At 50.9% G+C, this 13,364-nt stretch carries 15 protein-coding genes; 9 read left to right on the forward strand and 6 right to left on the reverse strand.

Features of this window, described 5'->3' with window-relative positions; translation table 11 throughout:
• Positions 1-4 precede the first annotated feature (4 nt).
• The 5 genes from ACKWCC_RS04420 (at position 5) to ACKWCC_RS04440 (ending at position 6,238) form a co-directional block, all read left to right on the forward strand.
• Positions 5-310, forward strand: a complete 306-nt coding sequence (locus ACKWCC_RS04420; protein WP_413994698.1) for a hypothetical protein — start codon at positions 5-7, stop codon at positions 308-310.
• Between the two features lie 210 nt (positions 311-520).
• Entirely contained in the window at positions 521-742 is a 222-nt protein-coding gene (locus ACKWCC_RS04425; RefSeq protein WP_413994699.1) for a hypothetical protein, read from the forward strand.
• 988 nt (positions 743-1,730) lie between these two features.
• On the forward strand, positions 1,731-3,899 hold the full coding sequence (locus tag ACKWCC_RS04430) for a TonB-dependent receptor (protein ID WP_413994783.1): 2,169 nt from the start codon (positions 1,731-1,733) through the stop codon (positions 3,897-3,899).
• A gap of 3 nt (positions 3,900-3,902) precedes the next feature.
• Positions 3,903-4,817 (forward strand): ABC transporter substrate-binding protein, encoded by a 915-nt coding sequence (locus ACKWCC_RS04435; RefSeq protein ID WP_413994700.1) that lies wholly within the window; start codon positions 3,903-3,905, stop codon positions 4,815-4,817.
• Between the two features lie 428 nt (positions 4,818-5,245).
• Positions 5,246-6,238, forward strand: a complete 993-nt coding sequence (locus tag ACKWCC_RS04440) for a Gfo/Idh/MocA family protein (RefSeq protein ID WP_413994701.1) — start codon at positions 5,246-5,248, stop codon at positions 6,236-6,238.
• A 27-nt stretch (positions 6,239-6,265) separates the two neighbouring features.
• Here ACKWCC_RS04440 and ACKWCC_RS04445 read toward each other — a convergent pair whose 3' ends face one another.
• Positions 6,266-6,703 (reverse strand): Rieske (2Fe-2S) protein, encoded by a 438-nt coding sequence (locus ACKWCC_RS04445; RefSeq protein ID WP_413994702.1) that lies wholly within the window; start codon positions 6,701-6,703, stop codon positions 6,266-6,268.
• A 133-nt stretch (positions 6,704-6,836) separates the two neighbouring features.
• Between ACKWCC_RS04445 and greA the strand changes: the two genes are divergently transcribed.
• Positions 6,837-7,313, forward strand: coding sequence for a transcription elongation factor GreA (gene greA / locus ACKWCC_RS04450; RefSeq protein WP_413994703.1), 477 nt, complete (start codon positions 6,837-6,839; stop codon positions 7,311-7,313).
• Positions 7,314-7,416: 103 nt separating this feature from the next.
• Entirely contained in the window at positions 7,417-7,806 is a 390-nt protein-coding gene (locus ACKWCC_RS04455) for an HIT family protein (protein ID WP_413994704.1), read from the forward strand.
• Here the strand turns inward: ACKWCC_RS04455 and ACKWCC_RS04460 are convergent.
• Positions 7,796-8,152: a hypothetical protein gene (locus tag ACKWCC_RS04460; protein ID WP_413994705.1), complete on the reverse strand. Its 357-nt coding sequence runs from the start codon at positions 8,150-8,152 to the stop codon at positions 7,796-7,798. The two genes, ACKWCC_RS04455 and ACKWCC_RS04460, sit on opposite strands and share 11 nt — an antisense overlap.
• Complete coding sequence (locus ACKWCC_RS04465) at positions 8,152-9,303, reverse strand: sensor histidine kinase (RefSeq protein WP_413994706.1); 1,152 nt, start codon at positions 9,301-9,303, stop codon at positions 8,152-8,154. Before ACKWCC_RS04465 ends, ACKWCC_RS04460 begins: the two co-directional genes overlap by 1 nt.
• Positions 9,304-9,430: 127 nt before the next feature.
• Between ACKWCC_RS04465 and ACKWCC_RS04470 the strand changes: the two genes are divergently transcribed.
• Together ACKWCC_RS04470 and aat are read left to right on the forward strand one after the other, a co-directional pair.
• Positions 9,431-9,805 (forward strand): DUF3127 domain-containing protein, encoded by a 375-nt coding sequence (locus ACKWCC_RS04470; protein ID WP_413994707.1) that lies wholly within the window; start codon positions 9,431-9,433, stop codon positions 9,803-9,805.
• 127 nt (positions 9,806-9,932) lie between these two features.
• Positions 9,933-10,601 (forward strand): leucyl/phenylalanyl-tRNA--protein transferase, encoded by a 669-nt coding sequence (aat, locus tag ACKWCC_RS04475; protein WP_413994708.1) that lies wholly within the window; start codon positions 9,933-9,935, stop codon positions 10,599-10,601.
• Between the two features lie 32 nt (positions 10,602-10,633).
• On the opposite strand, the gene ACKWCC_RS04480 is transcribed toward aat, so the two are convergent.
• From ACKWCC_RS04480 to ACKWCC_RS04490, 3 genes are all read right to left on the reverse strand, one after another.
• Positions 10,634-11,230, reverse strand: a complete 597-nt coding sequence (locus ACKWCC_RS04480) for a DNA-3-methyladenine glycosylase I (protein ID WP_413994709.1) — start codon at positions 11,228-11,230, stop codon at positions 10,634-10,636.
• A 17-nt stretch (positions 11,231-11,247) separates the two neighbouring features.
• Complete coding sequence (locus tag ACKWCC_RS04485) at positions 11,248-12,210, reverse strand: sodium-dependent bicarbonate transport family permease (RefSeq protein ID WP_413994710.1); 963 nt, start codon at positions 12,208-12,210, stop codon at positions 11,248-11,250.
• Between the two features lie 733 nt (positions 12,211-12,943).
• On the reverse strand, positions 12,944-13,330 hold the full coding sequence (locus ACKWCC_RS04490) for a hypothetical protein (protein WP_413994711.1): 387 nt from the start codon (positions 13,328-13,330) through the stop codon (positions 12,944-12,946).
• Between the last annotated feature and the right edge of the window lie 34 nt (positions 13,331-13,364).

The following is a 13,364-nucleotide window of genomic DNA, read 5'->3' on the forward strand; positions in this document are numbered from 1 at the left end:
TCCGATGAAAAAATACATGCTATTGTCCCTGACCTTTGTTTCCTTTGCCCTACACCTAGGGGCCGCAACGCCACAAGCCGCTTTGTGCCACGCGCCCGTAACGTTCACCACGGACGGGTTCAAGAAGGTGTCTTCCAAAGAACTTACCCCACCGGTGGTGGAAGAGCTGTTAAAGCAATATCCCACCTCCAAACTGGCGGGCGTTTACAAAAATGACCGAGGGGAATTTAAGTTGATCATGGTGCTGCAGAGCGGTACGCGCAGAACGGTATATATAGATATGCACGGCAATTGGTTCAAAAAGAAATAATGGAGGCCCCATTGAAGAAAAAACTGCTTTTTGCAGTTTTTTTTTTGTCCTTATGTGACCTACCGGAGAATGTTGTGTCTTACTTAACAGAACCTAAAATGATAGTCTAATGATCGTTATCCTGCTCCCTGTTTTGGCCACTGTGATTTTTGTGGTTTCACTGGGCATCATTGCCCTGGGCCATTGGGATCGATTTAAAACTGGACAAAAATGAAAGACATCCTTAAATCCATTTTTTTGGGCGTTGTGTTTGTTCTTTGTAGTGTGTACGCTTCGCAGGCACTCCACGCCGAAACCCAACATACAACCGATGAAAATGTAAAGGAATGGAAGAAGGTCTCCACAAAGGGGCCACAACATGAAAAAGGGAATGAAAACACCAAAGATACTGATACGGAAGATATCGTTAAAGAGTCCTTTATGAAACACTGACCATTGATTATAAAGGCGCAACCATTGAAACCAGTGTAAGTCTATTGGGTACTCCCCCGAGTACATTGTTTTACTTGTGATGTTTGGTAATGCACTGTCACAATATTGAAAACAGGTTTTTTTGGTTGGTTCTGAGAGGGTCGCGAAAGCGGCTCTCTTTTTTTTGTCTTGTTGGGGAGCACTTTCCAACAAAGAGGACATTTTTTTCTGATGATCAAAGGGATACGGAAACGTTCTGGACAAACGTTGCACCCAGATGATGCATTAAACCCAGATTAAGCAATAGAAATTCCATTACGGCTGCAAATCCCTTCAAAATCAATCGTTGCACTGACTTTTGTTCATTCACCGTAGCGATGGCTATACCTCAATCGCAAAAGTCTTGATTTTATTGGGCTTTACACCCTCATAGAGAAAGTCTACTATATAACACTCAAGCAACCAAGTTATCCTTTGAAAAATTATGAAGCCATTCATCAGGGGACTAGTGCATAATCTGGGTTAACACCCCACCACAAAAGTCCCGTACTTTATGTGGGTTCAGGGAAAATGCATCTTTGGGTCATTTTTTATGGACGGGATGTTGTGCCGATCAAAAAGTCTGTCATACCTTTGTCCCGTCTCAAAGGGGTGCCAAATCCACTTCTTTTTTGGTGAAAGCCGCAAAAGAAGGGGAGGAAGCTGAGATCATACCCAAAGAACCTGGGCGGGTAATGCCGCCAAGGGATGCGCGAAAGCGTTTTATTGGAACCATACCGTCCTTAGTTGGGCAAAAAAAATCAATTCACATTAAAGAATAATAGCCCCTTTTATTCGTAAAAAATATCTTTTACGGATGAAATCTATCTATTCCATTTTTAAGGCGGCACTTGCGCTGAGGTGCCCACAGAACGTACTTTTCCATCAGGCAGTTTCTTATTTTAAATCGTTGTCCAAGTCCCAAAAATGGCCGCCCACGCGTTCCGGTGCGGCTATCAAGGATTTTTCGATGTTGTCTGGCCTTGTACTGGCCCTGTTGCTCACTTCTTTTTCCATAAGGGCCCAACAGGTCCCCACAGACTCCCTGGAGGGGAAAAAAGTGGTATTGGATGAGGTCTTTGTTTCGGCCGTAAGGGTCACCAAGGCCTCGCCCGTTACCTTTTCCAATCTGGACAAGGCAGACATTGCCCCCAGGAACCTGGGTCAGGACATTCCCATTTTAATGAATTTCCTGCCCTCTGTGGTCACCACTTCAGATGCAGGTGCCGGTGTGGGCTATACGGGCATACGGGTACGGGGCAGTGATGCCACCAGGGTAAACGTGACCATCAATGGCATTCCGTACAATGATTCGGAATCGCACGGCACGTTTTGGGTGAACATGCCCGATTTTGCCTCCTCTACCGAGAGCCTGCAGCTGCAGCGCGGCGTGGGCACTTCCACCAATGGCGCCGGCGCTTTTGGGGCCAGTCTTAACCTCCTCACGGATGGCTATTCTGAAGAGGCCTTTGCCCAAGTATCTTCCTCATACGGCAGTTTCAATACGTTGAGGAACAATCTCAAATTCAGCACCGGCCTGCTCAACGATCATATAGAGCTCAGCGGAAGGCTCAGCAAATTGGACTCCGATGGGTACATTGACCGGGCCAGTTCCAACATGGACTCCTACTTCCTGCAGGCGGCCTATAAGGATGACAATACCTTGGTCAAGGCCCTGCTCTTTGGAGGGCACCAAATTACCTATCAGGCTTGGTACGGTATTGATGCGGCCACCTTGGCCACCGATCGCACCTTTAACCCCTCGGGCATCTATACCGATGACGACGGGAACACCCAATTTTACGAAAATGAGGTGGACAACTACAAACAAGACCATTTTCAATTGCTCTGGAACGAGCAGTGGTCCGAGTTTTGGAGCACCAACGTGGCCCTTCATTACACCAGGGGCAGGGGCTTTTTTGAGCAGTTCCGCGAAGATGACGACTTTGCCACCTACGGCCTACGGCCCCTGACCGTGAACGGCGAACTGGTGAACACCACGGACCTGATCCGCAGGAGATGGCTGGACAATGACTTCTACGGCACGGTCTTCTCTGCCAACTACAAAAAGGAAAAATGGGACGTGATCCTAGGCGGGGGCTGGAACCAGTACCAGGGCGATCATTTTGGGGAGATCATCTGGGCCCGCTTTGCCGGCGATAGCGATATCAGGGACCGGTACTATGAAGACACTTCGGACAAGTCCGACTTCAACCTGTACGCCAAGGCCAATTATGCCCTGAACGGGAAATGGTCCCTGTACGGAGACCTGCAGTACAGGACCGTGGGCTACCGGGCCAACGGCGAGGACACGGGCATTGTGGACGATACCTTTAACTTTTTCAACCCAAAGGCGGGCCTCACCTTTGACCTGAACCGCAACAACAATTTTTATTTTTCCTATGCCGTGGCCAACAGGGAACCCAATAGAAACGATTATGAGAACGGGAGCCCCAAGCCGGAACGCCTCAACGATTTTGAATTGGGCTGGCGCTATGTGAACACGGACGTACAGGTGAACACCAACCTGTATTACATGAAGTACCGAGATCAATTGGTGCTCACGGGAGAACTGAACGATGTAGGGGGGCCGTTAAGGGCCAATGTGGGAGACAGTTACCGCTTGGGCCTTGAGATCGATGCCAACATACGGCTCAGCGATAAGTTCAGCCTAACCCCCAATGTGGCCATCAGTACCAATAAAAACCAGGATTTTGTCTTTCAAAGGGATGGGGTGCTGCAGGAACTGGGCAACACCAACATAGCGTTTTCACCGGGAATCATTGCCGGAAACCTGTTTACCTATGCCCCGAAACCGGAACTGCAGCTCATTTTGCTCTCCAAGTACGTGGGCGAGCAATACATGGGCAACATAGACGCAGAGAGCTCCAAACTCAGCGCTTACACCCAGACCGATTTTAACGTGCAATATGAATGGAAGGTGAACGGGGTTTTGGACAGTGTGGTGTTCTCAGGCCTGGTGAACAATATTTTTGATGCCAAATTTGAGTCCAACGGATATTTTTTCACCTTCGATGACGGTTTTAGCAATCCCGGGACCGTGACCACCGTGGAGGGCGCCGGTTTTTATCCCCAGGCCGGCATTAACGTCTTGCTGGGGGCAACCTTAAATTTTTGAGCGATGAAGAAGATACGTATGGCCTTGGACTGGACGGCCAATACCAACCACAGCGGGTTTTATGTGGCCAAGGAAAAAGGATATTATGCAGCGGCGGGGCTGGAGGTGCAACTGCTTGCCCCAGATCAAGACGGTTATGCCAAGACCCCGGCCAAAAAAGTGGAGGAGGGCACCGCAGACATGGCCCTGTGCCCCTTTGAAAGCATCCTGAGCTACAACACCAAGGGCAGCCCCTTTGATGCCGTGGCCCTGGCGGCCATTTTTCAGGAAGACCTCAGTGCGGTGGTCAGTCTCTCGGGCAAGGGCATCGCAAGGCCCAGGGATCTGGACGGTAAAAGCTACGCCTCCTACAGGGCGCGGTATGAAGACAAGATCGTGGAGCAGATGGTAAAGAACGATGGTGGGCAGGGCAACCTGGACATGGCCTATCCCGACAAATTGGGCATTTGGGAAACCCTGCTTACCGGCAAATACGACGCCACTTGGATCTTTATGAACTGGGAGGGCGTGCACGCCCAAAACAAGGGCATTCCCTTGAAAGCCTTCAAGATGGCAAATTTTGGCATTCCCTATGGCTACTCGCCCGTGATCATGGCCGGCAGATCCAGGGTAGAGAAAGATACGGCGGCCTACGCAGGCTTTTTGGCGGCCACCAAAAAGGGCTATCTCCACGCCCAAGACGAGCCGCGCTTTGCGGCAGATGCCATAGCCCCGTACGTGGCACAAGGAGATGCCGATCTGGACGTGCTCCAGAGCCAGGAGTTTACCAATCCCTATTATGGCAATGAGGCCAATTGGGGCAAAATGGAGGTGCGCGGTGTGCAGCTTTTCCTGGATTGGCTCGTGAAACACGGCCTAGAGCCCAGCGCCCCCCCAGCAGCCCGTTTACTGATGCAAGATTTCTGGGCGTCGCCGTAACCCACTTGGCTTTGGCTTCTTTTATTTCTGAGGATGGACCGGGGCAGGGCACTCCAGTACAGCTGTTGCCGCACAAACGGTTACCTTTGCCCTGGAGCATCCATAAATGCCAAGGCACACATTGGGGAGTGTTATGGATGTTTTGGACCATGGCCATTTTGTGCATCCCATCCTGGTCATTATAAACAAGAAAAAAGCAAGTGCGGTTGCAAAAGCAATGCCTTTCACAGATTTTTTTTGGGATAAGGTTCCCCGACCCCTGTGGGTGCCTATACGGTTTTATGGCCGCGATGTGATTTTTAATGCGTCCTCTGGGTTTTGCCCCTTGGGGAACCTGTGGAATTTTCGGAGGCCCGGGGGCAAAGGGATGCCGCGGGGTGGGCAACAAGAACAATTGTTTAAACTTACAAGGAGCAATCAAATAGGATATGAAGCAGTACACGGTTAAAAACCCCCTGCGTTGGGGAATGATCGGTTGTGGCAAGGTCACCGAGGTAAAGAGTGCCCCGGCCTACGGCCTGGTTCCCGGTTTTGAGCGTTATGGGGTCATGGCCCGGAGCCTGGATCGGGCAAAGGCATACGCCCAGCGGCACGGATGGCCCTTTTTTACGGACCGTGCGGATGAGCTCATTAACCACCCCGAAATAGATGCGGTGTACATTGCCACCCCTCCGGATTCCCATTTGCGGTACGCGCTAATGGTGGCAGAGGCCGGAAAGCCCTGTTGCCTGGAAAAGCCCATGGCGCCCACCTACGCAGAGAGTCTGGAGATCCATACCGCTTTTGAAAGACGCAATGTACCCTTGTTTGTGGCCTATTACAGGAGGAGCCTGCCCCGTTTTTTGCAAATAAGGGAATGGCTGCAAGAGGGCCGTATTGGAACGGTGCGCCATATATCCTGGCACAAGGCCAGGAGCGCCAGCCCGGAAGACCGCAGTGGTGCGCCCAATTGGCGCACGGACGCCCAAGTGGCCCCCGGCGGGTATTTTGACGACCTGGCCAGTCACGGCCTGGACCTCTTCACCTTTCTGTTGGGAGATATGGAAGCTGCCGTGGGGCTGGCCACCAACCAACAGGGGCTCTACACCGCCCATGATGCCGTCACGGGCAGTTGGATCCACAAAAGTGGGGCCACCGGGTCCGGAAGCTGGGTGTTTGGTGCCGATGCTGCGCAGGACAGGGTCACCATCATAGGGGACAAGGGGCAGATCCATTTTTCCGTCCTGGAGGAGAAACCCATAGAACTGTGCACGGCCACGCACCAGGAGTCATTGACCATTGCCCACCCAGAGCACGTGCACCAATATCACGTGGCCCAAATGGATGGGCACCTAAGGGGGGGCGAAACACATCCCTCCACGGGCGCCACGGCCCTGCACACCAGTTGGGCCATGGATAGGATCTTGGGCAAAAACGTATAAATTATGCTGTCTTCCCCCAGATGGCCGTTAGTTGGAGATGATGATCGTATTTCCACTGGCGGCGGCCCGGTACTCCAACATGTCGTAATAACGCCTGCCATCATCAGGGCGGTTCAGCATTTGCCCGGTAAAGAGGCTGTATTGGTACTCTTCACAGGAACAGGTGGCCACTTGGCCGCTAAGGGTCATGGTGCTGCAACTGTTGGGCTCGTGATTGGGGCAGCTGGCCTCAAAGGCCCGGTACTGATCAAAACCGGTGTTTACCACAAATACGCCACGGGTGCCCACAGCTGTATTATCTATGAAAATGGCCGTGCCGGTGTTGGTCAAAGGACTGTAAAGGGGTAGGTTAAGGTTGATGTCGAAACGGAAACCTATTTCCTGTAAAAAGGGATTTCTGTTGGTGGTGTCGTCATCACAAGACCAAAGGGCGAGCAAAACAACAAGGATCCAATAGGGTTTCATAAGGCTGCTCCGATTTCGGGTTCATCAAACAAAATTGCACAAAAAATATGTATCTTTGTTTTAAATCCTCTCTAAAAAGCGGCCGCAAAGGTACCTTTACAGAGGATTTTCTTATTTGTAAAACGACGTAATCATGGGAAACGTATCTTATTACACGGCGGAAGGACTTAAAAAGCTAAAGGAAGAACTGAACCAGCTCAGGGACGTGGAGCGCCCCAAGGCCTCACAGGCCATTGCGGAGGCCAGGGACAAGGGCGATCTTTCCGAGAACGCGGAATATGATGCGGCCAAAGAGGCCCAGGGCCTTTTGGAAATGCGCATTTCCAAGATGGAGGCCACCTTGGCCAATGCCCGTCTTATCGATGAGTCCCAATTGGATACCTCCAAGGCCCTGGTGCTTTCCACCGTAAGGATAAAGAACCAGACCAACGGCATGGAAATGAAGTACACCCTGGTGGCAGAGAGCGAGGCCGATCTAAAATCGGGCAAGATATCCGTGAATTCCCCCATAGGGAAAGGGCTTTTGGGCAAAAGCGTTGGTGATGTGGCCGAAATAAACGTGCCCAATGGCACCCTGAAATTCGATATCCTGGAAATCACCCGGCAATAAGAGACATTTATTTAATAACTTTAATCCCACAAAGGCGTTGTGGGATTTTTTGTGCCGGGCCACGGCCCCAAATCCCCGGGCCAGACACCAAACCACCATTGATATGTCCAGTATTTTCACCAAGATCGTACAAGGGGAGATCCCCTGTCACAAAATTGCCGAGGACGATGACTTTTTCGCTTTCTTGGACATCAATCCCAATGCCGCGGGACACACCCTCTGCGTTCCCAAAAAGGAGGTGGACAAGCTGTTGGACTTGGATGAGGCCACCTATATGGGGCTTATGGCATTTTCCAGGAAAGTGGGGCTTGCCATTGAAAAGGCCATACCCTGCAACCGGGTGGGCCTGACCGTCATTGGCCTGGAAGTGCCCCATGTGCATGTGCACCTTATTCCCTTGCACAGCATGGCCAACGCCACATTTCAGAACAAAGAGAAGTTGAGCCCCGAGGAATTCAAGGCCATTGCCCAAAAAATTAGGGCTAATATGTAATGGTGCCGCCCAAGAGGAAATAGGTGGCCACCGCTGCCAGGAGAAACAGGAGAAAGAGGAGCAGGTAGAGCCTCCAGGTGGGCTTTATGGACTTGGGTTCCGGCTCCACCGTTTTTTGGTAGTAGTTGAACATGCGCTCAATGTCATCCGTCCATTTTACGGGGTAGATCATAGAGTTGCACTTTTTGCAAACAATTTGGTGGGTAACCTCCTTGGTGGTGCGGTGCAGGAAAGTGCCATAGGTGTGCTTTTGGTAAAACCGAAGTTTAAGTTCCTGGTTAAAGCACTCCGGACAGTTGTTTTTCAGTAGCGCTTCCTTAATGGGCACTAGTTTCTCTTTCGCCATCACTCTTTGTTTATTTTCAGGGAAATCTGCATGATCGTACCTTCCCTCCCTGAGGATTGCACTTTTATCTTGCCTCCGTGGTATTCCTCAATAATGCGTTTTACCAAGGAAAGTCCCAGTCCCCAGCCCCTTTTCTTGGAGGTCACGCCCGGATTAAAGATAGTGTTAAAATTGCTTTTGGGAATGCCGTGGCCCGTATCGGCCACCAGGATGTTCACCCTATTGCCCTCGGGCACCACCTCAATGGCAATGCTGCCCTTGCCCTTCATGGCATCTATTCCGTTCTTTACAAGATTTTCAATGGTCCATTGGTAGAGGGCGGGGTTCAATTGCACGGGCACCGCTGCTACGGAAGAGACAAATGAAAAGTGAATGAGCTTGGAGCTTCTCTTTTTTAGGTAATGGAAGGCTTCCCTTGTCTCTTCCACGATATTGGCGGGCTGCAAGGTGGGCAGGGAACCAATTTTGGAAAACCGCTCGGTAATGGTCTGCAGCCGGTCAATGTCCTTTTTGATCTCCTTGGTAATGTCGGGATTGATGTCTTCCTCCTCCAGTAGTTGGTTCCAGCCCAACAGCGAGGAAAGTGGCGTCCCGATCTGGTGGGCGGTCTCCTTGGCCATACCGGCCCACAACTTGTTCTGTTCAGAGGCTTTGTTGGTCTTGAAAAGGAAGTAGATCACCGCGCCAAAGAGAAAAATGATCAGCAGCAGGGCTATGGGGTAGTACTTTAGCTTGTTCAACACTTCGGAATTGCCGTAGTAGAGGGTGGCCAAGTGCTCTCCCTGCTGGTCTATTTCAATGGGGGTGTTCTCTGCCCTGAACTTTTTTAGTTTTTTGGCAATGTAAACAGAATCGGAGGCCATCTCCTTGGGAATGTTGTTCACCTTTATGGAACTGTCCTTGTTGATCAAGATCATGGGCGTGGTGGTGTTGTTCTGAAAGACCCGCAGGTGCAGGTTGCCCAGATCCACGTTCTCCGCAGACTGCAGAAACTCTGACTGGGCCGTGGCCCAAATCTCCATTTTAAGCCGTTCCTCTTCCTTGAAGGTCTTAAAAAAACTGTTGGTGTTCCATAGGATGAGGCCCACCAAGACAAAGGAGCCCGATAGGAGAAAAATCTTGGTGACCTTATTTTTGGAGCTAAAGCGCATTCCCTGGGTTTCTATTACTAAAGATAACCCAATTTGTGGTTATTTGTTGTGCGCCCAAAAGGTCGCAGGGTTTTACGGGAGCATCATTTTGTGTACTTTTGTGTTTCTGCAAACAAGAAGATACATTATGGAAATTCAAGGTAAAGTAAAAGTGCTCGGCGAAACCAAGGTAGTGAGCAACAGCGGTTTTAAAAAAAGGGAATTGGTGGTGACCACGGAAGATCAATATCCACAGCATTTAATGGTGGAATTTGTTCAGGACAAGTGCGATTTGTTGAACGGTTACCAAGTGGGCGAGGACGTTAAAGTGAGCATTAACCTCAGGGGCCGGGAATGGACCAACCCCCAAGGAGAGGTAAAATACTTCAATTCCATTCAGGGGTGGCGCATAGAAAAGCTGCAACAGGAGAAGCCACAGGAAATGCCGCCGGTACCGCCCATGGACGCCTTTGAGCCGGCGGACGACCTAAATCAGGAAGACAATGACGACCTTCCCTTTTAAACCAAAGGGAGGTACCATCTGAACATATTGGCACCAGAGCCCTGCCCAACCGGCGGGGCTTTTCTGTGCTTATGGGTTAAACAGTTTTTTGCCAAAAGGGGGGATTTAAGTACTTTAAAGGCAAAAAGTGACAAAAGGAAAAAAGCAGAACACCGTTCCTTTTCTGGACCACGGCCTTTGGTTCCCTTCAGTGGAAACCGCCAATGCAGACGGACTTTTGGCCGTTGGCGGAGACCTGAGGGTAGAGCGCCTCCTGTTGGCCTACAAAAACGGCATCTTCCCGTGGTTCAATGAAAATTCCCTCATCCTCTGGTGGAGCCCCGACCCCAGAATGGTGCTCTATCCAAAAAACATCTCCATATCAAAGAGCATGCGCAAGGTCATGCGCTCCGGCATTTTTAAGCTCAAAAAGAACACCAATTTCAACCAAGTGCTGCACCATTGCGCAGGCGTGGAACGAAAGGGACAGGAAGGCACCTGGATCACGGAAGAGATGGTTACGGCCTATAGGGAACTCCACGCCAAGGGCGTTGCCCATTCTTATGAGGTGTATGAAGGGGGCGCGCTTGTGGGCGGGCTCTACGGCATTGACCTGGGGCACGTCTTTTGCGGCGAGAGCATGTTCAGCCTAAAACCCAATGCGTCCAAGTTTGCTTTTATCTCCCTGGCCCAGGAACTGCAAGAAAAGGGATACCGCTGTATAGATTGCCAGTTGTACACGGATCACTTGGCCAGTCTGGGCGCCCAAGAAATCTCGAGGAACGACTACATGGCGCTGTTGAACCAAGCGGATTGACCTTTGGCCACTACGGGATAAAGCGGCTGTTCTTACTTCTTTGCACTGGTCTTTGCCGCGATTTCCCCGTAACGGAAACACCGGGTCTCGTGGTCGTTCACCATTCCCACGGCCTGCATAAAGGCATAGGCCACTGTGCTGCCCACAAATTGAAACCCGTCTTTCTTCATTGTTTTTGCCATAGCGGTAGATCGGGCGGTTTTGGAGGGCGCTTCCCGGTAATGGGCGTAAGCATTGGTTATGGGCCGGTGGTTTACAAAGCCCCAGACGTAATGCGAAAAACTGCCGTGCAGCTCCCCCATTTTCAAGTAGGCCTTGGCATTGGCAATGGTGGCCTTTATTTTTAGGCGGTTCCTAACAATGCTTTTTTGTTGCATTAGAAAATCTATTTTTCCTTCATTGTAACGGGATATGGCCTTGGCATCAAACCCATCAAAGGCGGCCCTAAAACCTTCCCTTTTTTTTAAGATCGTGATCCAACTGAGACCGGCCTGGAAGGTCTCCAGCACCAGGAACTCAAAAAGCAGGGCATCATCCTTCACGGGAACGCCCCATTCCCGATCGTGGTAGCGCTGGTAAAGGGCGTCTTCCCCGCACCAGCCACATCTGTGTTTCACCGTGTTTTCCATACGTTGCCGCGGCGGGTTCATAGATTTTGAATCAGATAGAGGTAAATGGGCATGCCCAGGGTAATGTTAAAGGGAAAGGTAATGGCCAGGGCCATGGGCAGGTAGAGACTGGGATTGGCCTTTGGGGCCGCCAACCGCATGGCCGCCGGTACGGCAATATAGGAGGCACTGGCCGCCAAGATGGCAAATAGGAAACGGTCTCCCGTACTTGCTATGAACCAGCCGCTCAGGAGGGCCACCAGACAGCCGTTGATCAGGGGCATGACAATGGCAAAGGAAAGGGCAAACCATCCTTTTTTGATAAAGTCGGCCAGCTTTTTACCGCTGGCAATGCCCATATCCAAAAGGAACACCGCCAGAAATCCCTTAAAGATGTCCGTGGTAAAGGGTTCAATGCCCCTGGCCTGTTGGTCGCTGGCCAAGAAGCCAATGACCAGGCTGCCCATGATGAGCAGTACACTGCCGTTGGTCATGGAGTGCCGTGCCACGGCCCACAGATCCACTTTTTTGGTCTTCTCTTTTCGAAAGTAGGACATTAACAGCACGCCGACTATGATGGAAGGGGCCTCCATCAACGCCATCACGGCCACCATGTGCCCCCCGAAATCTATATCCTTCATTTCCAGGAAGGACACCGCGGTAACAAAGGTCACGGCACTCACCGATCCGTAGGCCGCGGCAATGGCCCCCGAATCTGCCACATTGAACTTGCGCCTCAATATAAAATAACTGTACACCGGAACAACAATGGCCAAGAGAATGCCAAGTACCAGGGCCCAAAAGATGCCCATGTCCAAAGGACTGTGGGAAAGCTCCAGCCCGCCCTTGAACCCTATGGAAAACATAAGGTAGAGCGAAATGAACTTGGAGGAGTTGGGCGGTATTTCCAGATCGCTCTTGAGCTGTACGGCCAAAATGCCCAAAAAGAAAAAGAGCAGGGCCGGATTGGTCAGGTTTTCAATAAGGAGGCTAAGATCCATGGTGTACTGGTTTTAAAAGCTGGGAATGGTCAAGGGTGGGGCGTGCCCCCCTATGCAGGGAAATGGTGTCCGGGGCCCGTAAAGGAAAAGTCATTGCAGTGCTTTGGTGGGTTGGGGGTTGGACAAAGAGGCTTGTTTGGCCAAAATTTGGAAGCAAGACCTCTTCCGCATCTTTTGATGGTTCTTTAAGAATAATGGCAACAGGGTCATAGGTCTTGTTCGCTTGGAAAAGAATGCCGTTTACAGGGCACCTTTGGGCTGCGAAGGTACGTTGGCAGGCCTCTTTTTTCAAATTTTCCTGACCGTTCCATCTTTTTTTTTGGACCTTCCAAAAAAAATGTACGGCCGTAAAGGTACAACCTGGAGATCAAACCCGGAGCATGCAGCAAAAAATTACACTGCGGCTTTAAATTTCGGCAACAGCGGTCGTTGTGCCCACTTTGGCCCGATCACCGCGGCCATGGCCCTCTTTTGATCGCAAAAATCTTGATCTTATGGTGGGTTGTGCCCCCATGGCCAGCAGCCAATACCTGGCCGGGGTTAGCCCCCAGGTTTTTATGGGACGGGCCCATAAAAAAGGCCCGTTATCCCAAAAACTAGCGTGCAAGGGGAATTCCGGGCCCGAGTGGAGAATTGTTTCTTTTTAGGGCTGTTTTGGGATGCCCAGTGACACCGCCGGCATTGGCCCCTAAAACATCGGTGCAGGCTTTCCAAAACCTTTCAAAGGGCGCATCTAAGGCTTGCGCGCGGTGTTGAACAGATCCAGATCCCTGCTGCTGGCCGGGACGATCTCGGCGTTCAAGATGGGGTAAAGGCCATAAAAGTTCTTTCCATCTTCCCTTCTTAGCACCAGATGGGTGTTGCCATTGGAGGCAATGTCCTTTCTTTCAATGATCACCTTGGACCCAAAGAAATTGAAGTAGTTGTTGGCACCGTCCCAATCGTTGAGACCGCCCATGACGGCCACCACCTTGTTTTGGGATATCTGCGCCTGTGGCCCAAGATCTCCGTAAGAGGCTTCCCACTGGTTGGCAGAGCTCAGCTTTAAAAAAGTGATTTCCTGGGCAGCGAGTGCGCAGGTGGCCAATAAAAAGAAAAAGCAGGGTAAATATCTAGGCATACGCAAATTTTTTATAGTGTTACAAGATAGCATG

It is taken from the genome of Maribacter aquimarinus, assembly GCF_047345505.1.
Classification (GTDB): Bacteria; Bacteroidota; Bacteroidia; order Flavobacteriales; family Flavobacteriaceae; genus Maribacter.

What these genes read in the sequence shown, in the direction of transcription:
- ACKWCC_RS04430 (WP_413994783.1), top strand. Translation starts at nt 1,731, where the DNA reads ATGTTGTCTGGCCTTGTACTGGCCCTGTTGCTCACTTCTTTTTCCATA.
- ACKWCC_RS04470 (WP_413994707.1), top strand. Translation starts at nt 9,431, where the DNA reads ATGGAAATTCAAGGTAAAGTAAAAGTGCTCGGCGAAACCAAGGTAGTG.
- ACKWCC_RS04490 (WP_413994711.1), bottom strand. Translation starts at nt 13,330, where the DNA reads ATGCCTAGATATTTACCCTGCTTTTTCTTTTTATTGGCCACCTGCGCA.
- ACKWCC_RS04465 (WP_413994706.1), bottom strand. Translation starts at nt 9,303, where the DNA reads ATGCGCTTTAGCTCCAAAAATAAGGTCACCAAGATTTTTCTCCTATCG.
- ACKWCC_RS04420 (WP_413994698.1), top strand. Translation starts at nt 5, where the DNA reads ATGAAAAAATACATGCTATTGTCCCTGACCTTTGTTTCCTTTGCCCTA.
- greA (WP_413994703.1), top strand. Translation starts at nt 6,837, where the DNA reads ATGGGAAACGTATCTTATTACACGGCGGAAGGACTTAAAAAGCTAAAG.
- ACKWCC_RS04445 (WP_413994702.1), bottom strand. Translation starts at nt 6,703, where the DNA reads ATGAAACCCTATTGGATCCTTGTTGTTTTGCTCGCCCTTTGGTCTTGT.
- ACKWCC_RS04440 (WP_413994701.1), top strand. Translation starts at nt 5,246, where the DNA reads ATGAAGCAGTACACGGTTAAAAACCCCCTGCGTTGGGGAATGATCGGT.
- ACKWCC_RS04455 (WP_413994704.1), top strand. Translation starts at nt 7,417, where the DNA reads ATGTCCAGTATTTTCACCAAGATCGTACAAGGGGAGATCCCCTGTCAC.
- ACKWCC_RS04425 (WP_413994699.1), top strand. Translation starts at nt 521, where the DNA reads ATGAAAGACATCCTTAAATCCATTTTTTTGGGCGTTGTGTTTGTTCTT.
- ACKWCC_RS04480 (WP_413994709.1), bottom strand. Translation starts at nt 11,230, where the DNA reads ATGGAAAACACGGTGAAACACAGATGTGGCTGGTGCGGGGAAGACGCC.
- ACKWCC_RS04485 (WP_413994710.1), bottom strand. Translation starts at nt 12,210, where the DNA reads ATGGATCTTAGCCTCCTTATTGAAAACCTGACCAATCCGGCCCTGCTC.
- ACKWCC_RS04435 (WP_413994700.1), top strand. Translation starts at nt 3,903, where the DNA reads ATGAAGAAGATACGTATGGCCTTGGACTGGACGGCCAATACCAACCAC.
- ACKWCC_RS04460 (WP_413994705.1), bottom strand. Translation starts at nt 8,152, where the DNA reads ATGGCGAAAGAGAAACTAGTGCCCATTAAGGAAGCGCTACTGAAAAAC.